Genomic DNA, 22,737 nt, shown 5'->3' on the forward strand with positions numbered 1-22,737 from the left:
TTATTAAAGAAGGAATCCATATGTCATGGATTCCTTCTTTAATATATGAGCACTAAGCTAAATCAGCTGACACGAACATATCACTATTTTGAAGGTTTTTAGAACGTAAACTATAAGCAACTACCTTCTTTTTATATTGCTTTACAACATCAACATGCTCTTCATGACTATAAATATAAAATGTAAAATCCTTTTTGCCGCGTTTTGCATTGATAATTAAAGGAGTACCCTCATTGTGTGGCGGTGCATAATAGCGATCTAAAAATAAACCTTCGTTAAAATCATGAATAATTTTGGATTTTTGTTCGCCTTCTACGTTATTTCCATTGATTGTAACAGTCGCAGTCTCTTCTTCGAGCTGTGGATGTGTTTCGTACTTGCTAATAATGGATTCAATAACAGTGTTAGGAAGGCTCGAAACGATAATTTTAAATGCTCCAAATACAACCAACATAACAATAAACCAAGTCGTCATACTATATCATCCCCTTTTTCCTATTAAATAATATAACTCATATGGTAATAGTACATAAGGTGAAGTTTTGTATAATTTGTGAAAAATTTTCTTTTTTTGAACGTTTTTTAACAAATGGAGCTTTGTAAAGAATGAGAGGGAATATTTGGTATGATAAAAATGTAAAGACGTTATATATTTTATAAGGGGGTTATAAAATGGGAAAATTAGATGGTAAGGTCGCTTTTGTTACAGGAGCTGCGATGGGGAACGGAGCTGGAATTGCACATGTATTTGCAGAGCTAGGGGCGAAAGTATTACTTGTTGATATTTCAGAGACAGTTCATGAAACTGCCAAAAATATCGTAAGTAAAGGGTTAGATGCTGTGAGTTATGTCGTCGATGTAGCTGATATGAATGCTGTAAAAGAAGTAGTGAAAGATGCATATGAGAAGTACGGAAAGATTGATGTGTTAGTAAATAACGCTGGTGTTATTCGACTTGCAAATTTTTTAGATATGTCAGATGAAATGCGTGATTTTCAATTTCAAGTAAATATTAATGGGGTATGGAATTTTTCTAAAGCGGTATTGCCATATATGATTGAGAAAAGTTACGGAAAGATTGTGAATATGTCTTCTGTAACAGGAACATTGGTTGCTGATGAAGGTGAAACTGCATATGCAACGACGAAAGCAGCAATTTGGGGATTTACAAAAGCATTAGCACGAGAAGTTGCAAAACATCATATTACTGTAAATGCAATTTGTCCAGGTTACATTATGACACCAATGGCAGAGCAAATAGCAAATGAATCTGATCCAAATGAGCCGAGCAATGTAATCGATGGAATTGCTTCTGGTGTTCCTTTAGGACGTTTAGGGAAAATTGAAGAAGTAGGTCAGTTAGCAGGTTTTTTAGCATCCGATGAATCAAGCTACATAACAGGTACACACATTGTCATTGATGGTGGTAGCACATTGCCAGAAACAGTTTCAGTCGGTGTAAAGTAAAAGGACTATGAATGAGAGTTTTAGTTCTTTCAATTATAAGGCTAGAAGGAATCAGAAAGAGATTTCTTCTAGCATTATAATGTTATGTACTATTATTAGAAAAATCAATTTTGTTACAAAAAGTTGAAATCGAAGTATTTTAAAAGAAAAAGGTTTATAATAAAAATATAACTAATAACCACATTACTAATTATAAGGAAGTGTAACTATGAGTACTGTAGCAATCGTGTATGGTATTATTCTTTCCACAATTATTGTTTTGTTTTTCGTTGGGGTTTCACGTTATATTCATAAATGGAAAGAAGGCGTTGCGAAATTAAATCACATTGAAGAGGAACTTAGTGATTTAATGTTACATCATGGTAAGTAAAAAGTTTATTTTTAGCTAAATAATGTGAAGGATATCACAAAACATGTTCTCATTATGAGGCATGTTTTTTTGTTATGTGAATGATAGGCACATTCATACATTTTTTCCATACGATACAGTGTGAAAGCCGAAATGTTCGGAGTGGAAAAGAGGGATAAAATGAGTAGTTCAGGTTATGTTCCAGATAATAAAAATTTAAAGAAAAGTTCAGGAACTCCAAATCTTTTCTTTGATTCACGAAAAAATATCTTTTTTAAGAGGAATGAGAAAAACGTTGCATATGAAGTTACGTCAACGCAGTTACCAGCAATGATAGGTGGTGCGTTTGTTGATTTATTTATGACAAAAGGGCATATGCGGGAACCACATTGGCATCCGAATGCGTGGGAATTGGATGTTGTAGTATCAGGAGAAGCAGTTACATCCATCTTAAATCCCGAAACGAATCAATTGCAAAATTATCATGTGAAAGCGGGGCAAACTGTCTTTATTCCAATGGGATGGTGGCATTGGATCACAGCAGTAACAGAAGAAGTACAATTACATTTGTTCTTCAATAACGATCAGTTTGAAACAGCAGAAGGATCAGACATACTTAGATTAACACCGCCAGAAGTATTTCAAGCTGCATACGGGGTAAGTGCAGAAAAATTAGAGAAGGACCTTTCGCCAATTAAGGAGTCAGTTGTAATTGGTCCTCTTAACTCAAATCGTATAAGTAGCGTTAAAGAAAGTGACGAGTCAAATATAGTAGTTACGTTAAATGGACAAATAACACCATGTGAAATAGAGTAACTCTTTCTTTTTAGGAAGAGTTACTCTATTTGTATAATTTTGTAATTTAATTCGTTATAATTATGAGATAGAAGGGAATGTATTAGAGGGGGTATATTGTGAACATATTAAAGGTTATAGGAATAATTGTAGGAGTCATTATAGTAGCTGTTATAGCTTTCTTCGTTATTATGAATTACTATTTGTCAAAAGAAGATCCTGATTACGTATTAAAGTACATAAAAGAACATAAAGAAGATGAAACATGTTCATTACTTATTAAAAGAAATGGAGAAGTATTAACTTCTATAAACGAAAATAAAAAATTGCCATTAGCGAGTATGGCAAAAATCGTAATAGCAGTTGAATTTGCTAAGCAAGTGTCAGAAGGAAAGATAAGCCGAGATGAACAAATTTCATTGCAGGAGCTAGAAAAATATTACGTTAAAAATACTGATGGTGGAGCACATCCTGACTGGTTAGCAGACGCTGCAGCTAGAAAGTTAGTGAAAAATGGACAAATCGCTTTAGAAGAAGTCGCTAAAGGGATGATTCATTATAGTTCTAATGCAAATACAACATATTTGTTAGAAAAGCTTGGAATAGAAAGAGTAAATGAAAGTATAAAAGAGTTAGAGCTTACTAGTCATGATAAGTTTACTTCTTATACGGCTGCACTATATATGAGAGGATACGTAGAAAAAGAACTTCATGTGCCAGAAAATCAGTCATTAAAAACGTTACGTAACATGTCAAAAGATGAATATAATAAACATGTGTTACAAATACAGGAATGGATGAAAGATGAAGAAGAATGGAAAAAACGGGATATCCCATTAAAGGTAGATATGGAATTTCAGCGAATTTGGTCAGATCGATTAGTGGGTGCAAACGCTAAAGATTATATGAGTATAATGGAAAAGATAAATAGTAGAAAGTATTTTCCAAAATCAATACAAGAAGAAATCGAGAACATTTTCAAAGGAACAGTTAAAAATAATAAGTTTGAATATGCTGGTCAAAAAGGTGGTTCTACCGAATTCGTATTGACCAAAAGCTTGTATACTACAGATAAGAAAGGGAATAAAGTAGAAGTTGTCATTATGTTTAACGATATAGAAGATCAAGTTGCATATCAAAAGCTGCGAAATAATATAGATTATTTTATTCGAGACATTATAACAAGTGAGAAATTTAGAAATAAATTATAATAGAATAATTTTATTATGTAAACAAGATGCTATTAAAGGTAGGTGTTGAGATGAGGTTGAGGGAGTATATGCTTGAAACGTTTCCAAATTTAGAACTTAGACCACCTCTATTTTATAATGGGGATATTGGTATTCGCTTTAAATTAGGTGTGAACTATGATTGCACTAATATTTATGAAAACTGCCCATATTTAGAAGGCGTTTATAATAGAGCCATTACTTTATTTCAGTCTTTACATTCCAAAACAGACGATATTTATATTGTAGTGGATGTAAATGATTTTGCAGACGGTGAAACTTTCAAACACAAATTGAATATCTTTTCTAAGTATGTAAAAGAGAAGTCTGATTTGTTTAAGTTACAGAAAAATACAATCCCTTATATTTTTCCAGAAGACGATGAAGACGGGGTATATAAAACGCATAGATATACTTTGAAATGTAAAGTTTCAGACTTGAAATACATTCCTATGCTAAAAGCAATTTGTAATCAAGATATGGGAATCAAACCATGTATTTTTCATAGGGTGTATTTCATAAATGTTAACAAGAATACTATATTTCATGTTTATGATGATAGAGGTTGTGATGTATTAGCTACCTCTCCTAATACAATTAGGGGTATTTATCATACATATAATGATTGGATATTAGAATACGACAGAAATAAAATTGATAAAGTATTTAATTGAATGTAGGCTATTTTAAATGAGGGAAACACCATATGGGGTGTTTCTCTTTTATTAATATGGAAATCAACATTTAAATTTGGCGGCACTTATTGTAAAAGTAAAGGGATTTGATGGTAATGTATTGAATTTGGGTAGAAACGGAAAAAGGAGATGAATAAATGACAACAATATATTTCGTTCGCCATGCCCATTCTACCTATACAAAAGAAGAACGGGAGCGACCTTTATCTGAAAAAGGGCACTTAGATGCAGAGAATGTAACACGCTTATTAAAAGATAAACATATTGATGTTGTGCTTTCTAGCCCGTACAAAAGAGCAATTCAAACTGTACAAGGAATTGCGAATACATATCATGTATCAATAGAAATAGAAGAAGATTTACGAGAAAGGTTATTAAGTTCAGAGCCAGTAGCAGATTTTAATGATGCTATCGAGAATGTGTGGGAAGATTGGAGTTTTGCATACGAAGGCGGAGAATCAAATGATGTAGCGCAAAGGCGTGCTGTAATATGTATGCAAAATATATTAAAAAAATATGAAGATAAGAATATTGTAATAGGAACTCATGGGAATATTATGGTATTACTTATGAATTATTTTGATTCAAAATATGATTTTCGATTTTGGAAAACAATTCGTATGCCCGATATATTTAAGTTGAATTTTCATAATGAGGATTTAGTTTCTGCCGAAAGGATAGAGAATACGGGTCATCAGATAAATAATTTGTAAAAGTTTATCAAAAAAAGAGGAAAGAGAGATGTTATTGTAGAAGTATGACTTTGTAACATAAAAAATATATGTTAAAGGAGGCTGTTTACATGTTTGAGAAAGAGAAAGAAGGGCTTATTGAAGTTCACAACGTATATGAAATTGCACCAGCAGATGGAACAATTATAGGTATGGCAACGGAAGAAGAAATGGAAATTGCTGCTGAACTAGAGCTGCAGTACTATGCCCATTCTCGTTTGTTAGAAACAAATATTCAGTTAGACGGTTCCTCCTACAAAGAGTTACTTCAGGAGTTCCAGGAGTACGAAAGAAAATCAATGAGCTTTTGGCGAGCAATACATAAGCGTTTAGCTGTGCCATGGGCATGGGTATTACGTATTGACGTTGCGAATGGTCCTATATATGTAAGTAATGGGAATGCGTATTACGAAGAAATCGATGATGAAGAAGATTATGAATAGATAAGTAAGGAAGCAGCTTTAGTTGCTTCCTTTTTTTATTTTTAGGGAGTGAACAGCCTCAATAATAATATCTGGTCGATCATTTTCTATTTCGTGACCAGCATGTTCGGCAAGTATATATTGGCTGTTTATTGAGAGTTGTAATTGTTCATGAATCAGTTCTTGCCACATTGCTTCAAGTTGTGTCGCTTCCTCTTTTTGTATGCCGCCCTCAGTCAACTGAGTAATAGAATATTGAGGGTCTCTACCGATAACGATTAATGGTATTTCTAATGTTTTATATAGCTCTTTTAGTGAAAGAGCACAGTTTTTCCACTCCGATAGTTCAGAAGCTGTCGCTTTATATAATGAAGGAGAGGTAGAAAATTCAATTTGTTGTCTTGATTGACCGGCTAGCATAGGTTTTAGTTCATTAGAAAGCATGTGTACATCCATTTTGGAATATGTATTATATTTTTGAAGCCACATATCATCCGAATCTGTTTGATCAGAAATTGGTAAATGAAGTTCATCTAATCGGTGTAAGTTCATGGAAGTAGAATCAACTAAAATAAGTGCTTGCAACTTATCTTCATGTAACATCGTAAAATGTTGTGCGCATAAGCCTCCGTAGGAATGACCAATTAGAATGATAGGCTCGTGAATATCTAGTTTTTGTAGTAACATATGTAGTTCTTGTGTCGCTTGTCTTGTAGTACGTGAATGATTCCCTAGTTCGCTTTTTCCGTAACCTGGGCGATGGTATGAAACGACTGTAAAGTGTTGTGAAAGCTTTTCTATAATAGGAAACCAATCATAAAATGAGCAAGTCATTCCGGTTTGAATGACTACAGTTTGTGTACTACATCCTTTTATATATACTTCTATAGTTTGCCCCAATACCTCTACAAATTTATAAATAGTAAACCCTCCTAACTAAGCTTGAAATAATTTTTGACAAGCGAAAACAATACACCAAACACCTATACCGAATAGGACAGATGTACTAAGTGAAAACGAGTTTTTTAAACCCATATAGACGATAAATAATAGTAGTGCAGATGCAGGAAATCCATATAATACACCTATAGCAAATTGACTTAATTCTTGTTTGTTCCCGCCTTCGAAAGAAATCCAAAATAGGCTCAGTAAACTTACGAGAGGAAGGGCAGCAATAAACCCGCCAATCGTACTATAATGTTTAGCGACTTCAGTAATAACACCGATAATAAGTGCCGAAACGATTACTTTAACGAGGAAATGCATACTTTGCCTCCTTCGCTAATAACGAAAAAGCTTTTTCGATTAATTGTTGTTCTTCTTTCGATAACTGCGATTCTAATATTTTTATCTTTTCTTTATCTAGTAAAGTATGCTTTTCTAATACTTCAATGCCTTCTTTCGTTAAAGTAAGGTTCACAACTCTTTCATCTTGTTTGTTTCTTTCTTTCATGATAAAACCTTTTTGAATAAGGCGCTTTACGTGTTCAGATGTTGTGTTATGAGAGAGAGAAAGCTCAGTAGCGACTTTTCCAATTGTTATATCTTTCTCACGAGAAACGATTTGTAAAATACGAATGGCTTGGTGAGAAAGGTTGTCTTCATATTCATATCGTAAGTGATAATAAATGCTCTCCCAATGCTGATTGATGTCTTTCATAATGATAAATCCTCCTGTTTTTATATCGTATAATAAGATATATTCGTTAATATAGAAATAAAATCCTTTTATTTGGATAAAAAATGTTGAAAAAGTTTATTTTTATTGAAATATAAGGTAATCTATGTGTAAAGGTATACATTTAGCAAGAGAGAGGATGATAGCTGTGAATACATTCAAATGGATGAGTCATGAACAGATGTATGTAGATGAAATACATGTTGAAAAATGTGGTCCTCTTTCAGTCGGCGTATATGGGGGGAATCAAGAGAGTGATGCATATGAACGAGGAGATGCGGTGCTTGCTTGGTGGGATCCTGAATTACAATTTGAATTTGTTATGATTTTTGATACACACCACAAAACAAAAAATATAGATTATATAATAGAAGCAATTTCAGAAAGAAAAGAGAAACTAAAAGAGTTATTTTCCTACCCGATACATTTAGCTTTTCATCATACACATATGTACTTATTAGCATTATTTACAGATGAGCTGTTTATTGAAAAATGTGATCAAGATGATGAGGAACTTGCATGCTTAATTTGTTTGCGAAAAGGTGAATTTTTATATTGGTTATCAGTTGGTAATTGTTTCGCATATTTATTCCATTCTGAGAAAACGAAGAATGGAAAAGGACGATTAAATAAACGGAAGAATTACGAATATATCGGTAGGAAAAATATTTTTGCAGCAAATACACCTTGCTTTACGTCAGGTGTAAGAGGATTAGAAAAAGGAACGAATCACATTGTAATGGCAACAGACGGTATTTTAGAGTGTGATAAACGAAGGTTTGATGATGACCAATCTTTAGTAGAAATATTGCACGATGGAAGTTGCTTACAGATTGAACCAGTATTAACAAATGTACTGCAGTGGAAAGGGAGAGATTGTGCCACAATTATTGGATGGTCCATTGATACTGATAACAAACAATGTGCTAATTAATAAAAAAGAAGTTCAAGGTTTTTATCCTTGAACTTCTTTTTGTTAAGCGATATGGATGTGATACGTTTTTAACCACTCATTTACTTGTAGCATGTATTCCATAGCACTTCTTGCTTCGAAATTGTTAATTTCTTTATTACTTTGATCGGCAATGGCAAGTAATGTGGAATGATTAATAAGTGAGAAAATAGGATTGTTTTTATTACTGCACATGTCGAGTGATAAATGACGAATTGTTTGTAAATAATGTGGGTCTTGTGAAGTTGGATACGCACTTTTTCTTCTATTGCGTACATCGTCAGGTAAAGCAGGTTTCAGTGCTCTACGTAAAATGCCTTTTTCAATATTATCAATGCTTTTTATGTTAAAAGGAACGTTCCATAAATATTCAACTAATCGATAATCGCAAAACGGTACACGAACTTCAAATCCTACAGCCATACTCATACGGTCTTTACGGTCAAGTAAGAATGGGAGAAATCTCGTTAAAAATAAATAAAACATTTGACGTTGTTTCGCGGATTTTTTACTTTCGCCTTCAAGAGTAGGTACTTCAAGTATCGCTTCTTGGAATCGTGAATCAATATAGTCTTCTAAGTTACATTGGTTATTTACTTCATTTAAAAGAAGAGGAGAAGTGTTTTTCCAATTTGTTAGCCAAGGAAACTTATCGACATATAGTAATTCTTCTTGGTGAAACCAAGGGTATCCACCGAATACTTCATCAGCAGATTCTCCGGATAAAGCTACGGTCGCATCTTTTTTCATTTCGCAAAATAGTAAATATAGTGAAGTTTCCATTTCACCAGCACTCGGTAAATCTTTTGCGCGAAGGGGAACGAATAAGTGATTTGCTAATTCTTCAGCATTCACAATAATATCATGATGAGATGTCCCTACATGTTCAGAAACGCGTTTTACCCAAGGAGCGTCTAAACCAGTGCGAGCAAATGTCAGCTCGAAATCTTTTGCGCTATTTACAAAGTCAACGGAATACGTATGAAGTGTTTTATTTTCATCAGCAAATTCTTTCCCTGCTAGTGCAGTAATCCCGCTAGAATCTAATCCCCCTGATAACATGCAAACGAGAGGGACGTCGGCAATTAATTGTCTTCTTACTGTATCTTGTAAAATAGATAAAATATGCGATGATGTATCTTCTATAGAATCTGTATGGGTCTTACTTTCTAAATTCCAATACTTCGTAACTACTTTTTTATGACGTGTAAACGTTATACAATGTCCAGCACGCACTTCTTGAATATGTTTAAAGACGCCACATCCTGGAGTTCGAAATAAGCCTAATCCAAATATTTCATTTATGCCATCCGCATCAACTTCAGCGGGGACAGATGGATGCGCTAATAATGCTTTAATCTCAGATCCGAAAATAATACTGTCATTTCTTTCTGTATAAAAGAGTGGTTTTACACCTAAATGATCACGTGCTAAAAACAGTTGTTGCTTCTGATCATCCCATAAGGCGAAAGCGAAAATACCATTTAAATGTTGCACGCAGTCTTCTTTCCATTCTAAATAAGCATGTAGTAAAACTTCTGTATCTGAATGCGTTTCAAATGTATGACCACATTTTTGAAGGTGTTCCCTCAGCTCACGGAAATTATAAATTTCTCCATTATAAGTAAGAGCATACGTATAATCACCAGCACGAAATGTCTTCGGCTGTGTCCCGCCTTCTGGATCAATTACAATTAAACGGCGGTGTGCAAAAGCCGCGCGAGGTGAAAACCAAAATCCTTCAGCATCAGGACCGCGATGCTCAATACGATTTGCCATCTTTTTTAAAATAACATGTTGATTTGAAAGGTCTTCTTTCCAATCTACCCAACCTGTAATTCCACACATACACATCTCATCTCCTAATTTTAAATAGTAGATTAACGAAATAAAATGTACACTAAGTTAAAGAATGACTATATAAATAGTATACTACATGAATTAAATTGCAGACTTGAGAAAATTTTCTTTGAACGCATAGTTATGTGAGACAATGGCTAAGGGAAAGTATTCCATTACATATAAAAAATAATAAAAAGATGAGAGAAAATATTTTTTTAGACGTTATATAGGGTGTAAAAGCTTTTACAAAAAAATAAGGGGAATCGCTACATGAAATCAAATGAGAAAAATTATATAAAAAGATTAAAGCGGCAAAAAGAAGATGCGCTAGAATTTGTTGTTGATACATACTTACCACTCATAAAAGGAATCACGCACAAAGTTCTTCTTCCTGTTCAAAATGATGGGTTAATAGAGGAATGTGTAAACGATATATTTCTTTCCATATGGAATAACGCAAATAAATTTCATGGAGAACCAAATGATTTTAAAAAGTGGATTGCGGCAATTGCGAAGTTTAAAGCGATTGATTATTACCGGAAAGCGACTAAAAAAGTTGAAATTATTTCGGATGAGTTTCATATTAGTACAGAAAAGTCGGCAGAAGACGAATTAATCGTTATGGAAGATAGGGAAGAGTTATTGAAGCTTATTAATCAATTAGAACCGTTAGATCAAAAAGTGTTCATTATGAAATATTTACTCGGTATGAAGACAGAAGAAATAAGTGACAAGTTAGGGTTAACCCGGGCAGCGATCGATAATCGTGTGTACCGGGGAAAAAAGAAACTACAACAAAATGCTACGAATATTAGTTTTGGAGGTAGTGTAATATGAAAGACATTTATGAACTATTAAATGATATTGATATAGATGAAAAAGAACTTGAGGAAATTGAGGCTTCTGAAATTGAAAAAGAAAAAGTAAAGCGTAATGTAAAACAATCGATACGTACGAAGAAAAAGATGAAAAGTTGGAAAAAAGGCGTTGCTGCTGCATCTATTTTAGTCGGCGTATCGGTTGCCATGCTTGGCATCGGATTTCCGACATACGCTGGAGGATTACCAATAGTAGGTGACATATTCCGATTTTTAGATAATGGTAGAACAGGGTTATATGAAAATTATAAAGAGTTTTCGACTGAATTGAATATGACGAGGGAGAGTAATGGGGTTAAAGTTACAATTAATGATGCTGTGTTCGATGGTAGAACTATTACAATCACATATTCTATTGAGAGCGAAAAAGATTTAGGAGAGAAACCGTTCCCATTTGGAAGTCCGCAAGTTATGGGCTTTGATGGCGGAGGAGGTAGTTCGAACGTTACAAAAGTTGAAGAGGGGAAATATGTAGGAATGACTACGATGAGTGGTCATGGTAGTGAAAGATTAGATGTTGCAAATGTTTGGTGGGATATAGAGGCAATTGAGTTGGATTATGAAGGTAATGTAATAAAGGGAAACTGGAACTTCGCACTTAGTTTAAAAGCAATGAATAGTAAAGAAGTAAAGGTTAATGGGGTTTCTGAAAATGAATTAATAAAAGTAAATATAGACAAAATGGAAGTAACTCCGATGTCATTTATCGTTTTTTTCAATCAGGAAGAATCTAAAGTATTAAGAAGTATATGGGATAGCGCTGATGTGGAATTAGAAATAAAAGATGATTTAGGAAATAAATATGCTGGTGAAGGAAATGGCGGAACTAGTACAGTAGCAGAACCGCACAAAAGTAGTTGGAGTTCCACATTCCAAAAGTTAAATGAAAATGCAACAAAGCTTATCGTTACACCTCGCGTGCACTTGCGAGTACATACACCTGAAAATCATGGTGGAGTAGAGTATGTGAATGGGAAAGAGAAAAAAATAGAAGTACCAAAAAAAGAAGCGAAGAGCAAAGATATTGTTCTAGATGATATCGTAATTGATTTAAAGAAATAAAAGAAAGACTGCCTAAAACGATTAGGCAGTCTCTTTTCGTTAAGAACTAGTAACGAGCAATGCATGCGGATGCTGCGTTTTATATTCATCTTTCCACGGAATGTTTAGTTGTTCCCACGATTCACCACTATCATTGGATTGAAACACGCCGTTGTTATTTAAAGTGTAAAATGTATGTGGTTCTGCTTCGTTTGTCGCAAACATCGAAATGACTGTACCAATTGCAGATGGTAGTCCTTGCTGTACTTGCTGGAACGGAGTGTCTTTCGTTTTACGATAAATATAAGATTCATAAGGAATACGGTGATGAGCGAGATCTGCACTCGGTGCGGCAGAAACGAGAATTGTATTACAATCAGCTGGATCGATAGCCATGCTATATAAATAATGATGTTCAAGTCCATCACTACATGAAATCCAGCTGTTTCCACTGTTATAACTTTCAAGATATGCGCGATCAGGTCCGCCCATAAAGCCGTCACCACATGATGCATAAAGGCGATTTGGGGCTTCAGGGTGCATAAGTAATTGATGAGCATCGATAGGAGCACCGAATTTTTTATCAATCCATGTATGCCCTTTATCGTTACTTTGAATAACAGCACCAGCTTCGATTGAAACGTGGATTGTATTTGGATTGTTTGGATCAACTGTAATCCAGCGTACGTGATGGGTAAAAGGTCTAGGCGGAAAAGCCCACGTATAAGAAGATAATAATGATTTCATATTTTTCAGTTCTGTCCACGTTTCACCACCATTTTCTGAACGGAATAAAGCGCTCGGTTCTGTGCCGACATAAACGACGCCATAGCCGTTAACTTGTTCATTCGGGCTTATCGTAATGGAAGTGATCGAAGAATGTAAAATACCATCTTCTTTTGGAAAATCAAAGTAACGATACGAATCTCCAATTGGCCTCCATGAATCTCCACTATCGTCACTTAACCAGAGACCTCGTCCAAATGTGCCGCAATAGACACGATTCTTTTGAAATGGATCAACAGCGATACAGGTAGGTTGCATATTTTGTAAGTGATACGCTGCTTCATAGTTACCATATCGTTCTTTTACTACAACAAGTTCACGTTCCATACAGAGAAATAGTCGTTTCAATTCAATAACCTCCTTCAAATTTCTTTCATTAGTAAACAATATGAAGCTGAGAAAGAAGTAGTCTTATTTTTTGTTGAGAAAAAGGACTTGTTTGAAAAGTATCGAAGTGTGTATACAGAGGAAGCGGGATAAAGATAGGGAATTTGTTTCATACTAACATACAGATATTGCACTTAAAGGAGCATTTTGTATGGGACATTCGCATGATCATGGGCATTCTAAAAATAAAAAAGCGTTACTACTTGCATTCTTACTAACAACCAGTTTTATGATTGCTGAAGTTATTGGGGGATTTGTAACAAATAGCTTAGCACTACTATCTGACGCGGGGCATATGCTAAGTGATGCAGTATCTTTAGCTTTAAGTTTACTTGCGTTTAAACTCGGAGAAAAAACAGCAACAACTGCGAAAACATATGGATATAAGCGAGTCGAAATGTTAGCGGCATTATGTAACGGTGTCGTCCTTATTGTCATTTCAATATACATTTTTATTGAAGCAATTCGCCGTTTTAAAGAGCCAGTTGAGATTGCTAGTAATGGGATGCTTATTATTGCTGTACTTGGTCTACTTATTAATATTTTATCAGCTTGGATATTAATGAGAGGCGGAGATGTAAAGGGGAATTTGAATTTAAGAAGTGCTTTCTTACACGTATTAGGTGATCTATTAGGATCAGTTGGAGCGATTATTGCTGCGTTACTTATTAAATTTTTCGGATGGACTGCTGCAGATGCGATTGCTAGTATTCTTGTGTCTATTTTAGTCATTATTAGTGGATGGCGTGTAACACGTGATACGGTCCATATATTAATGGAAGGTGCACCAAAGCACATAAATATTGAAGAGGTAAAAAGTACATTGTTAAATATTACGGTTGTAAAAGAAGTTCATGATTTGCACATATGGTCTGTCACATCGGATTTTCAAGTATTAACTTGCCACTTGATTATTAAAGGAAATGAAACACAAAGTGTATTAAAAGAGGCTACGGAAGTATTAAAAGAGAAGTTTCATGTAGAACATGTCACCATTCAAGTAGAAATAGATGGTGAATTTCATCATAGTGAGACAACTTGCAAAGTATGAAAGAAAAAGGATAAGAAAAAGTGTCATAACATTTTTCGCGCGGCATACATATATATAATGTGGCCACAAATACTTTGTAAGGTAAATATTTCATGAAATTACTTTACTTATAAAGAGTCATCTTTTATAATCAAAAGTGGTAATTGATAAAGATTATCATTTTCAATAATCGTAGAAAGGAGTTTTTTTAAAAGATGAGTAGTCAACTCCGTTTTGCTGTTGAAAATCGTAAGAGGCATTTAATTGATGAGTTAATTGGAGCAGGTGTGTTTAAAATTCGCGACCGACAGTTATACGAGCTGTCTTTAGAGGAATTGGAAAAAGAATACGAAGATATGGAAGATTATGCAGATATTCAGGCATAACTATATAGATTAGTAAAAAGGGAGCTGGTTACGATTTTATGTAGCCAGCTCTCTTTCTATTTCGTAGAAATTATTTTTTGTATTTCTTTCATTGGACGGAGCCAGTTTTGAGTCATCATTTGTTCCATTTGTTTTTCATCCTGCTTCTGCAGTGCTTGAATGATAGCGTGATGTTCATCAATAGATTGACTTGCTGGAACAAAGTTTTGGAAAAATAAATATTCAAGGCGTAAAACGTGAAGTTGCATATTTTCTAGAAAGGGTTCAATATATTGATTTTTAGCAATAGAAGAAATTGCATTGTGAAATTGTATATCTAATTCTAAAGCTTGTTTTGCGTTTTTTTTCTCTATAGAGTACTGAAAATCATTATTTATTTCAGAAAGTAGTTTCAAATCAGCTTCTGTAGTGTGTTGAAGTGCTTGCTTACCTATAATAGAGTGAAGACCAGCCATCGTTTCATAAATAGTAGGTATGTCGTCTAACTTAATAGGAGCAATTTTTGTTTTTTGCCCAGGTACCATTTCCACTAATCCAGAAAGCTCTAATATTTGAAGGGCTTCTCTTACAGGTGTTCTACTTACTCCTAGTGCTTCAGCCAATTCCCCATCATTAATTTTTTCATCGGGCTTCAGTACACCTTCAATAATCCAATCTTGTAGTTGATTTAAAACAAGTGATTTTGCTGAAACTCTTCCTTGTTTTTTATAATTTTGAGGGACAGGCATAGTGAATTCAATCCTTTCATTGTATATTTTCCTTTTTCGCAGTAACAAGCTTTAATTTTTGTTTCCCTTCATCCGGTTTTTGGCTTAAGATAAGCACCATTACAATGACACAAAAAGCACCTACTAACTGAAAAGATTGAAATGGCACGTGCAATATAAGTACAGAAGAAATAATAGCTGCGAGTGGTTCTGTACAACCGAATAATGTCGTTTCTTTCGGAGTCAAGTATCGTATGCTGTCTAAGTATAAATAAAAAGCAATAAGTGTTCCGAAAATGACGACAAATGTGATGAGCGGTAGGGTACTGAGTTTTACATATTTCATAGTTGATAATAAAATAAATTCTTTCGTAGAAATAAAGTGTACAATCGTTACACCAATACCCCCAATAATCATGCCCCATCCAACGATAACAGAGGAAGACCATCTTTCTAGTAATCCCTTTGAATATAAACTATAAAAAGCGAGAGATAATCCAGATAAAATCCCCCAAATAATAGCTGGTGTAGAAACAGCTAAGTTATGCACAGACCCGTTTGTTAGTAAGAGGAAAGTACCTACTAATGAAAGGGTAATTGAAATAAAATCAATTTTTGATGGACGAACGTTCCATTTGAAAAGTAAGTATACAGTGATAAATATAGGAGCTAAATATTGTAATAATGTTGCAACGGCGGCATTTCCTTCTTTAATAGAAGCAAAATACGTATACTGTACAGCAAGCATACCGAATAAACCAAACAATATCATTTTATAAGCATCAGATTTTTGTTTCCAAATGCCGAATATTTCTTTTTTGCTTGTTCCGAATGATGCAATAATGAGTAAGATAATGCCAGATATAAGTAATCGGATTGTAACTAACCATTCAGTAGAAATATTGTCATATTGAAAAAGTTGTTGTGCAGCTGTTCCGGACAAGCCCCATAAACAAGCACCGATGACAACCATAATGATTCCTTTTAAACGATTTGGATCCATCATGTATAGAGTCCTCCTTTCAGAAAATATATTGTATACAATATGCAATATATCACGAAATGAATAAAAAATAAACTGAAATTTCTGTGTTGTATGGTGGAGATTTGAATAGTTCCAGTTATATTTACGATACAAGCGAGCAGGTTAAATAAAGAGAGATAAAATTATAAAATTAAATCATAATCAACAGGATAAAAAAATAAAGATAAGAGTAATTTGGTTTGTTAAAAATATGTGTAGAAGGAGATACGCGATGAACTGGGTTACTCATAAACCAACATTTGAATTTGATAATTTTAGTCCATTTATTCGTGCGAATACTGCGTGGCTTGGGCATTTGGAGTTCGCATACGATTTAGTAAGATTTGAAAAACCAGAAATATTAGTTGAGCTAGGTACACATCTAGGCGCTTCTTTTTTCAGTTTTTGTCAAGGGGTAAAGGATGGGGGATTATCTACAAAATGTTTTGCTGTAGATACTTGGACTGGAGACGGGCATACAGGTCCATATGGAGAAGGTGTTTTCCAAATCGTAGATAAAGTGGTGAAAATGAGCTATCCCAATATAGGTAATTTAATTAAATCTACTTTTGATGAGGCTGTTGATCAATTTCAAGATGGAACGATAAATTTGTTGCATATTGATGGCTATCATACGTATGAAGCAGTTTCTCATGATTATAAAACATGGTTACCGAAACTTGCGAATAACGGTATTGTGTTATTTCATGATATTGAGGTGAAAGATCGAAACTTCGGCGTGTATAAGTTTTGGGATGAAGTCACAGCAAAGCACCCTCATTTTCAGTTCCAGCATTCATATGGACTCGGCGTATTATTTCCGAAAGGTTGTAGCGATAAGTTTATGGAAATACTTAAAAATAAAGAAGAAATACAAAATATGTATAAATAAAAGTGGAGCATGCATCATTTGAATGATGCGTGCTTTTTTGTGTGGGGAATAATGATATTCCTTTAAACGGTGAGGATAATAGTAAAAAGTTTTATGTTGGCAAATATTAAAAAAGTTACTCTTTGATTGTTAAATATAAAAAATGTAACATTTTTTATATTTTCCATTGCGAAAAGTAGCATCTACTTTTACAATAGAAAAGGTGTCCAATATATTATACTGGAAAAATAAATCGAAATAATATGAAAATTTTGTTTTGTCTTCGCTAATTGTATATTACATACATGTAAGACGACACACGTCATGTTATCGACTTGTAAGGAGAGAAAAAAATGAAAAGTGTAAGATTACCATCGATGCTAGAAATCATAGTTCTTTTATTATTATTTCTTGCTGTTGTCTTTTCCTTCCAAACGATTTTTGATCTCCCAATTCAATTAGCGCTATTTATTTCATGGTTTTTAGTAATTGCGCTTGGATTAAGATTAGGATTTCGTTATCAAGAATTGCAAGATGCAATTACAAAAGGGATTTCTAACGGATTAGAAGCAATACTCATTTTAGTTGCAGTAGGTGCTTTAATTGGAACATGGATTGCTGGTGGGATAGTACCAACATTAATTTATTATGGATTAGAATTTATTCACCCTAGTATATTCCTATTAGCAACATTAATTATTTGTTCGATCACTTCTATCGCAACAGGAACATCTTGGGGAACGGTAGGAACAGCAGGTATTGCTATGATGGCGATTGGTGAAGGTCTTGGGTTACCATTACCACTTGTTGCTGGTGCAGTTCTTTCAGGTGCTTATTTCGGGGATAAATTATCGCCACTTTCTGATAGTACAGTACTTGCAGCATCTATGGCAAAAGTAGATGTTATTGCACACGTACGAGCTATGCTTGTATTAGACGTTCCAGCGTATATTATTACTAGCATTATGTTTACTGTAGCTGGTTGGATGTATGGCGGAGATAACGTAGATTTAAATCGAGTAGAATTTTTAAAGGAATCATTATTAAAACACTTTGATATTAAAATATGGATGTTAGTTCCGGCGATTATTGTTATTGTCCTATTAGCAATGAAGAAGCCTTCTATGCCTACAATTGCAATGGGAGCTTTACTTGGCGCAATTTGGGCAACTGTTTTCCAAGGAATGCACTTTGGAGACGCAATTGGAACAGCATATAACGGATTCTCAATTCAATCAGGCGTTGAGTTTGTCGATAAGTTATTAAACCGTGGCGGAATTAACGGTATGCTCGGTTCAGTAGCCGTAATTATTTTCGGTTTAGGGTTTGGTGGATTACTTGAAAAATTAGGTGTTTTAAAAGTAATCGTATCAAAATTCGAAAAGAAATTAAATTCTGCTGGTAATGTAACATTATCTACATTAATCGTTGCATTTTTAGCGAACATATTTGGATGTGCGATGTACGTATCACTTATTTTAACACCGAAAATTATGCAAGAAAGTTATGATAAACTAAAAATCGACCGCCGCGTATTAGCGCGTAACTCAGAAGTAGGTGGAACATTAACTTCAGGTATGGTTCCATGGTCGGATAACGGTATTTTTATGGCTGGTATTTTAGGTGTTGCGACGATATCATACATTCCATTTATGTGGTTAAGCTTCGTATCGTTAATTTTAGCAGTTATTTACGGATATACAGGCAAGTTCATTTGGTATGTAGATGATGCTGAAAAAGGAAAAGAAGCGTCATAAATAAAAAATCACCTTCTACGTGTTGTAGAAGGTGATTTTTTATTTTCTAATAGGGGTCGAAGAAGTTATCTCGTCCTCATATTTAGCAATTTTTTGTTGTATCTTTTTCGGCTAATTGACGAACAAGTTCATATCCAATTCCTTTATTCGCACCTGTTATAAAAGCATATTTTTTCATATTGAATTCCTCCAGTAGTGTTATAGTAGGTTACAAAGGAAAGGATACAGCCTAAACTTAAGTTTAGGTCAAGAGGAATTTTTTTAAATAAATATAAAATATCTGTATATAAGAGTGAGAATTCTTATCATTTAAGAGGAAGTCTGTTATTATAAGAGATGTAGGTATTATATTTTCAAGGGGATGAAAACATGGAGTACAGAATTGAAAGAGATACATTAGGAGAAATTAAAGTTCCAGCTGATAAATTATGGGCAGCACAAACACAACGCAGTAAAGAAAACTTCCCGATTGGAACAGAGCAAATGCCGCTTGAAATTGTAAAAGCATTTGCAATTTTAAAGAAGAGTGCAGCGCTTAGCAATCAAAAATTAGGAAAGCTATCAGAAGAAAAAGCAGAAGCAATTGTGACAGCAGCTGACGAAGTGATTGCAGGGAAATGGAATGAACATTTTCCACTTGTCGTATGGCAAACAGGTAGTGGTACTCAGTCAAACATGAATGTGAATGAAGTAATTGCAAACCGAGGGAATCAAATTTTGAAAGAGAAAGGATTTGACGTACATATTCATCCGAATGATGATGTGAACATGTCTCAAAGTTCAAATGATACATTTCCAACGGCGCTTCATGTAGCATGTGTACTCGCAGTAGAAAATCACGTGTTACCAGCAATTACGAAATTAAAAGAAACGTTAGCAGAAAAAGTAAAAGCATTTGAACATATTATAAAAATTGGTCGTACACATTTACAAGATGCGACACCGTTAACATTAGGACAAGAAATTAGTGGATGGCACCGTATGCTTGAAAAAACAGAGCGTATGATTGCAGAGAGCAATACATATATGAAAGAGCTTGCGATTGGTGGTACTGCAGTTGGAACAGGTATAAACGCCCATCCTAAATTTGGTGAGATGGTATCTGAGGAAATTAGCCAATTTACAGGTAAGCAATTTATTTCTGCACCAAATAAATTCCATGCATTAACGAGTCATGATGAAGTTGTATATACGCATGGGGCATTAAAAGCATTAGCAGCGGATTTAATGAAAATCGCTAACGATGTGCGCTGGCTGGCAAGTGGTCCACGTAGTGGGCTAGGAGAAATTATTATTCCAGCAAATGAGCCAGGAAGCTCTATTATGCCAGGTAAAGTAAATCCAACGCAAAGTGAAGCGTTAACGATGGTTGTAGCACAAGTGATGGGAAATGACGCAACAATCGGATTTGCAGCGAGCCAAGGCAATTTTGAGTTAAATGTATTTAAACCTGTTATTGCATATAACTTCTTACAATCTGCTCACTTATTAGCAGATGCAATTGTTTCATTTAATGATAATTGTGCAGTTGGTATTGAAGCAGATGAAGAAGTCATTAAAGAGAATGTGAATCGTTCATTAATGCTTGTTACAGCATTAAATCCGCATATCGGATATGAAAATGCAGCGAAAATTGCGAAGCATGCTCATAAAGAAGGGTTAACTTTAAAAGAAGCAGCATTGCAATCTGGACTACTAACAGAAGAGCAATTTGATGAAATTGTCGATCCGAAAAAAATGATTGCTCCGAAAGAGTAATAAAAACGCCAAGATTCTTTGTTTAGAATCTTGGTTTTTTTATTACTGTAAATGCCAAAATATATTATTTGTTAGCAGACATATTCAATATTTTCATATGTGGGCAGTTTTCTTTTAAAAGTGCAATGAATTTTTCTTCTTCTTGTGGTACGAAAGTTGTCACAGAGTCGAATAAATTATAATGGATTTCTAATTGCTGTCTAGTCCATTTCTTTGAATGAAGTTTTTTACCAGAGTATTTAATGTGGCGAATATCTTCAAAGGGAATTTCAGTACGTAGTATGAAACCATGTTTTACGAAAAGAGATGATTCCGTTACGTTGTAGTGAGAGAAATAGAATGAAGAAAGATTCACGATATTTAGCAGCATCATGAGGGTGAAAAAAATAGAATTTTCATTTTGGAAAAATAGTGAAATGAAAAAAATCATGATAAATAATGTAATAGAAATGACGTGAAATGGATTTTTTTTCGCTTTAAATTTCAAGTTAGTCACCTCGGTATACGTGTACTTTAACTAAATTAAATCATAACATCGTAATAAAACGTGTGAATATGCATAATTGCATATTCACACGTTTTATTATTCATGTAAAATTTCTTGATGGAATACATTCAAAAGAAGTTTTGTAATAGTGGAGTGGCATGAAGTGACTTACAAGAATAGAAAGATAGTGTTAGTCATAATTAGTTGTATGATGATTATGGGGAGTTGTGCTAATACATTTGTTGAAGATAGAAACCGAAAGCATACATTTGTACAAGCAAGTAAGGTTTTAGTTGAGACTGTAAATAGAATCTTTAAAAGATAAAGGTGTTTTCGTATACGGAAACACCTTTTTTGTAGTTAAAATTGAATGTACTTTCTCCCAATGTCCATATTCACTAATTGCATATGTATTTTGGGCAATTTGTTTAACAGTAAACCAAGGGTCGTGCAGAATAGTCATGTTTTGTTTCACATCCTATCGTAATTTATTTATTAAATACATTCGCTTTTTATTGCTTCATGTCCTTTTTAAAGAATATTTTATAGACATTTTTTATAAAGGTTTGAAAAATAGGTAAACGAAACATTGAAATGTTTATTTTGTTTATGTTAAGATGATGAAGTGATAATAAACGTTATTGAAATTTGTTTATTTTAAAACGGACATTTTAAAGGAGTGTTTAGTATGAGCGATATTTCAGAGAAGTTTTGGGATGCGTCGGTAGAGGGATTGAAAAAAGGGTATGTGTTTGATGAGGAAACGGAAGAGTATATTTGTTTAGCTTGTGGAGAAACGTTTATTAAGGGTGTTATTTATCAAGATAATCAAGTTTTGTATGAAGCAGAGAAGTTTGTACAATTGCATGTGCAAAACGAACATACATCTATGTTTGACTATTTATTAAACCTTGATAAGAAGTATACGGGTTTAACGGATTTGCAAAAGAAGATGGTTCAGTTTTTCCATATGGGGCTGAATGATAAAGAGATTGTGAAAGAGGTGGATGGCGGAAGTACTTCAACCATCCGCAATCATCGGTTTACACTTCGAGAGAAAATGAAGCAAGCGAAAGTGTTTTTAGCGTTAATGGAACTGTCAGAAGAAAAATCAAAAGTACAAACGAAATTTGTACCCATTCATAGAACAGCAACGATGGTAGATGATCGTTACAATATTACAGAAGAAGAAAATGATGAAGTGTTAAAAACGCATTTTACAGAGGGATTAGATGGACCGCTTTCTAAATTTCCAAAAAAGCAAAAGCGTAAATTAATTATATTACGTCATTTAGTGACGAAGTTTGATAGTCATAAAAAGTACACTGAAAAAGAAGTAAATGCTATTATAGAAAGCGTATATCCGGATTTTGTAACTTTGAGAAGATATTTAATCGAATACGGGTTTTTAGATAGAACAGCTGATGGAAGCCAATATTGGGTGAAGTTATAATATAGGGACAAG

Annotated in this window: 26 protein-coding genes and 1 pseudogene; 16 read left to right on the forward strand and 11 right to left on the reverse strand. The window is 34.0% G+C overall.

Going from position 1 to position 22,737, the window contains the following annotated elements; translation table 11 throughout:
* Nucleotides 1-52: 52 nt before the first annotated feature.
* Nucleotides 53-475, reverse strand: a complete 423-nt coding sequence (locus MR147_RS01185; protein ID WP_074609885.1) for a YfmQ family protein — start codon at nucleotides 473-475, stop codon at nucleotides 53-55.
* A gap of 197 nt (nucleotides 476-672) precedes the next feature.
* Here MR147_RS01185 and ucpA point away from each other — a divergent pair, with 197 nt between their 5' ends.
* From ucpA to MR147_RS01220, 7 genes are all read left to right on the forward strand, one after another.
* On the forward strand, nucleotides 673-1,467 hold the full coding sequence (gene ucpA / locus MR147_RS01190) for an SDR family oxidoreductase UcpA (RefSeq protein WP_074609887.1): 795 nt from the start codon (nucleotides 673-675) through the stop codon (nucleotides 1,465-1,467).
* A 208-nt stretch (nucleotides 1,468-1,675) separates the two neighbouring features.
* Nucleotides 1,676-1,837, forward strand: coding sequence for a hypothetical protein (locus MR147_RS01195; RefSeq protein ID WP_000108701.1), 162 nt, complete (start codon nucleotides 1,676-1,678; stop codon nucleotides 1,835-1,837).
* Nucleotides 1,838-1,996: 159 nt separating this feature from the next.
* Nucleotides 1,997-2,632: a cupin domain-containing protein gene (locus MR147_RS01200; protein WP_242303562.1), complete on the forward strand. Its 636-nt coding sequence runs from the start codon at nucleotides 1,997-1,999 to the stop codon at nucleotides 2,630-2,632.
* Nucleotides 2,633-2,730: 98 nt separating this feature from the next.
* Nucleotides 2,731-3,822 (forward strand): serine hydrolase, encoded by a 1,092-nt coding sequence (locus MR147_RS01205; RefSeq protein ID WP_074609891.1) that lies wholly within the window; start codon nucleotides 2,731-2,733, stop codon nucleotides 3,820-3,822.
* A 50-nt stretch (nucleotides 3,823-3,872) separates the two neighbouring features.
* Entirely contained in the window at nucleotides 3,873-4,514 is a 642-nt protein-coding gene (locus tag MR147_RS01210) for a DUF3885 domain-containing protein (RefSeq protein WP_074609893.1), read from the forward strand.
* Nucleotides 4,515-4,672: 158 nt separating this feature from the next.
* Nucleotides 4,673-5,248, forward strand: a complete 576-nt coding sequence (locus MR147_RS01215) for a histidine phosphatase family protein (RefSeq protein ID WP_074609895.1) — start codon at nucleotides 4,673-4,675, stop codon at nucleotides 5,246-5,248.
* A gap of 89 nt (nucleotides 5,249-5,337) precedes the next feature.
* Complete coding sequence (locus MR147_RS01220; protein ID WP_000461770.1) at nucleotides 5,338-5,709, forward strand: hypothetical protein; 372 nt, start codon at nucleotides 5,338-5,340, stop codon at nucleotides 5,707-5,709.
* An 18-nt stretch (nucleotides 5,710-5,727) separates the two neighbouring features.
* Here MR147_RS01220 and MR147_RS01225 read toward each other — a convergent pair whose 3' ends face one another.
* Genes MR147_RS01225 through MR147_RS01235 form a run of 3 tightly spaced genes read right to left on the reverse strand, consistent with a single transcriptional unit; the run spans nucleotide 5,728 to nucleotide 7,348 of the window.
* Nucleotides 5,728-6,588: an alpha/beta hydrolase gene (locus MR147_RS01225; protein WP_074609897.1), complete on the reverse strand. Its 861-nt coding sequence runs from the start codon at nucleotides 6,586-6,588 to the stop codon at nucleotides 5,728-5,730.
* Nucleotides 6,589-6,624: 36 nt separating this feature from the next.
* Nucleotides 6,625-6,954 (reverse strand): DUF3147 family protein, encoded by a 330-nt coding sequence (locus tag MR147_RS01230; RefSeq protein ID WP_074609900.1) that lies wholly within the window; start codon nucleotides 6,952-6,954, stop codon nucleotides 6,625-6,627.
* A complete protein-coding gene (locus MR147_RS01235) occupies nucleotides 6,938-7,348 on the reverse strand; it encodes a MarR family winged helix-turn-helix transcriptional regulator (RefSeq protein WP_074609902.1) in 411 nt (136 codons plus the stop codon). The genes MR147_RS01230 and MR147_RS01235 overlap by 17 nt, the downstream gene beginning before the upstream one ends.
* Nucleotides 7,349-7,472: 124 nt before the next feature.
* On the opposite strand from MR147_RS01235, the gene MR147_RS01240 reads away from it, so the two are divergent.
* Nucleotides 7,473-8,300, forward strand: coding sequence for a PP2C family serine/threonine-protein phosphatase (locus tag MR147_RS01240; RefSeq protein ID WP_074609904.1), 828 nt, complete (start codon nucleotides 7,473-7,475; stop codon nucleotides 8,298-8,300).
* Between the two features lie 42 nt (nucleotides 8,301-8,342).
* Here MR147_RS01240 and asnB read toward each other — a convergent pair whose 3' ends face one another.
* Complete coding sequence (asnB, locus tag MR147_RS01245; RefSeq protein WP_074609906.1) at nucleotides 8,343-10,166, reverse strand: asparagine synthase (glutamine-hydrolyzing); 1,824 nt, start codon at nucleotides 10,164-10,166, stop codon at nucleotides 8,343-8,345.
* 264 nt (nucleotides 10,167-10,430) lie between these two features.
* On the opposite strand from asnB, the gene MR147_RS01250 reads away from it, so the two are divergent.
* Together MR147_RS01250 and MR147_RS01255 are read left to right on the forward strand one after the other, a co-directional pair.
* The gene (locus tag MR147_RS01250) at nucleotides 10,431-10,997 is read left to right on the forward strand and encodes a sigma-70 family RNA polymerase sigma factor (protein WP_074609908.1); all 567 of its coding nucleotides are present in this window, start codon (nucleotides 10,431-10,433) and stop codon (nucleotides 10,995-10,997) included.
* Entirely contained in the window at nucleotides 10,994-12,100 is a 1,107-nt protein-coding gene (locus MR147_RS01255) for a DUF4179 domain-containing protein (protein ID WP_074609911.1), read from the forward strand. Before MR147_RS01250 ends, MR147_RS01255 begins: the two co-directional genes overlap by 4 nt.
* Before the next feature lie 39 nt (nucleotides 12,101-12,139).
* Here the strand turns inward: MR147_RS01255 and MR147_RS01260 are convergent, their stop codons facing one another.
* Nucleotides 12,140-13,213: a WD40/YVTN/BNR-like repeat-containing protein gene (locus MR147_RS01260; RefSeq protein WP_074609914.1), complete on the reverse strand. Its 1,074-nt coding sequence runs from the start codon at nucleotides 13,211-13,213 to the stop codon at nucleotides 12,140-12,142.
* 190 nt (nucleotides 13,214-13,403) lie between these two features.
* Here MR147_RS01260 and MR147_RS01265 point away from each other — a divergent pair, with 190 nt between their 5' ends.
* Both MR147_RS01265 and fbpA read left to right on the forward strand, forming a co-directional pair.
* The gene (locus tag MR147_RS01265) at nucleotides 13,404-14,303 is read left to right on the forward strand and encodes a cation diffusion facilitator family transporter (protein ID WP_074609917.1); all 900 of its coding nucleotides are present in this window, start codon (nucleotides 13,404-13,406) and stop codon (nucleotides 14,301-14,303) included.
* A gap of 194 nt (nucleotides 14,304-14,497) precedes the next feature.
* Nucleotides 14,498-14,668 carry a Fur-regulated basic protein FbpA gene (gene fbpA, locus MR147_RS01270; protein WP_000098301.1) on the forward strand — a complete coding sequence of 57 codons (171 nt, stop codon included), beginning with the start codon at nucleotides 14,498-14,500 and terminating at the stop codon, nucleotides 14,666-14,668.
* 56 nt (nucleotides 14,669-14,724) lie between these two features.
* On the opposite strand, the gene MR147_RS01275 is transcribed toward fbpA, so the two are convergent.
* Entirely contained in the window at nucleotides 14,725-15,396 is a 672-nt protein-coding gene (locus MR147_RS01275) for a GntR family transcriptional regulator (protein ID WP_001145068.1), read from the reverse strand.
* A gap of 16 nt (nucleotides 15,397-15,412) precedes the next feature.
* Nucleotides 15,413-16,378 (reverse strand): DMT family transporter, encoded by a 966-nt coding sequence (locus MR147_RS01280; RefSeq protein ID WP_139302884.1) that lies wholly within the window; start codon nucleotides 16,376-16,378, stop codon nucleotides 15,413-15,415.
* Between the two features lie 253 nt (nucleotides 16,379-16,631).
* Here MR147_RS01280 and MR147_RS01285 point away from each other — a divergent pair, with 253 nt between their 5' ends.
* Entirely contained in the window at nucleotides 16,632-17,291 is a 660-nt protein-coding gene (locus MR147_RS01285; RefSeq protein ID WP_074609919.1) for a class I SAM-dependent methyltransferase, read from the forward strand.
* Nucleotides 17,292-17,623: 332 nt separating this feature from the next.
* Complete coding sequence (gene nhaC / locus MR147_RS01290; RefSeq protein ID WP_000843974.1) at nucleotides 17,624-19,027, forward strand: Na+/H+ antiporter NhaC; 1,404 nt, start codon at nucleotides 17,624-17,626, stop codon at nucleotides 19,025-19,027.
* Between the two features lie 100 nt (nucleotides 19,028-19,127).
* Here the strand turns inward: nhaC and MR147_RS01295 are convergent.
* Nucleotides 19,128-19,205: pseudogene (locus MR147_RS01295) on the reverse strand (SDR family NAD(P)-dependent oxidoreductase); the annotation flags it as partial.
* A gap of 191 nt (nucleotides 19,206-19,396) precedes the next feature.
* On the opposite strand from MR147_RS01295, the gene fumC reads away from it, so the two are divergent.
* The gene (fumC, locus tag MR147_RS01300; protein WP_074611008.1) at nucleotides 19,397-20,785 is read left to right on the forward strand and encodes a class II fumarate hydratase; all 1,389 of its coding nucleotides are present in this window, start codon (nucleotides 19,397-19,399) and stop codon (nucleotides 20,783-20,785) included.
* 64 nt (nucleotides 20,786-20,849) lie between these two features.
* Here fumC and MR147_RS01305 read toward each other — a convergent pair whose 3' ends face one another.
* Nucleotides 20,850-21,272, reverse strand: a complete 423-nt coding sequence (locus MR147_RS01305; RefSeq protein ID WP_074611010.1) for a PH domain-containing protein — start codon at nucleotides 21,270-21,272, stop codon at nucleotides 20,850-20,852.
* A gap of 289 nt (nucleotides 21,273-21,561) precedes the next feature.
* Nucleotides 21,562-21,735, reverse strand: a complete 174-nt coding sequence (locus MR147_RS01310) for a hypothetical protein (protein ID WP_000153821.1) — start codon at nucleotides 21,733-21,735, stop codon at nucleotides 21,562-21,564.
* Between the two features lie 225 nt (nucleotides 21,736-21,960).
* Here MR147_RS01310 and MR147_RS01315 point away from each other — a divergent pair, with 225 nt between their 5' ends.
* Entirely contained in the window at nucleotides 21,961-22,725 is a 765-nt protein-coding gene (locus MR147_RS01315) for a DUF2087 domain-containing protein (protein WP_074610799.1), read from the forward strand.
* Nucleotides 22,726-22,737: the final 12 nt, after the last annotated feature.

The sequence above is a fragment of the Bacillus cereus group sp. BfR-BA-01350 genome (assembly GCF_022663775.1).
Lineage (GTDB): Bacteria > Bacillota > Bacilli > Bacillales > Bacillaceae_G > Bacillus_A > Bacillus_A paranthracis.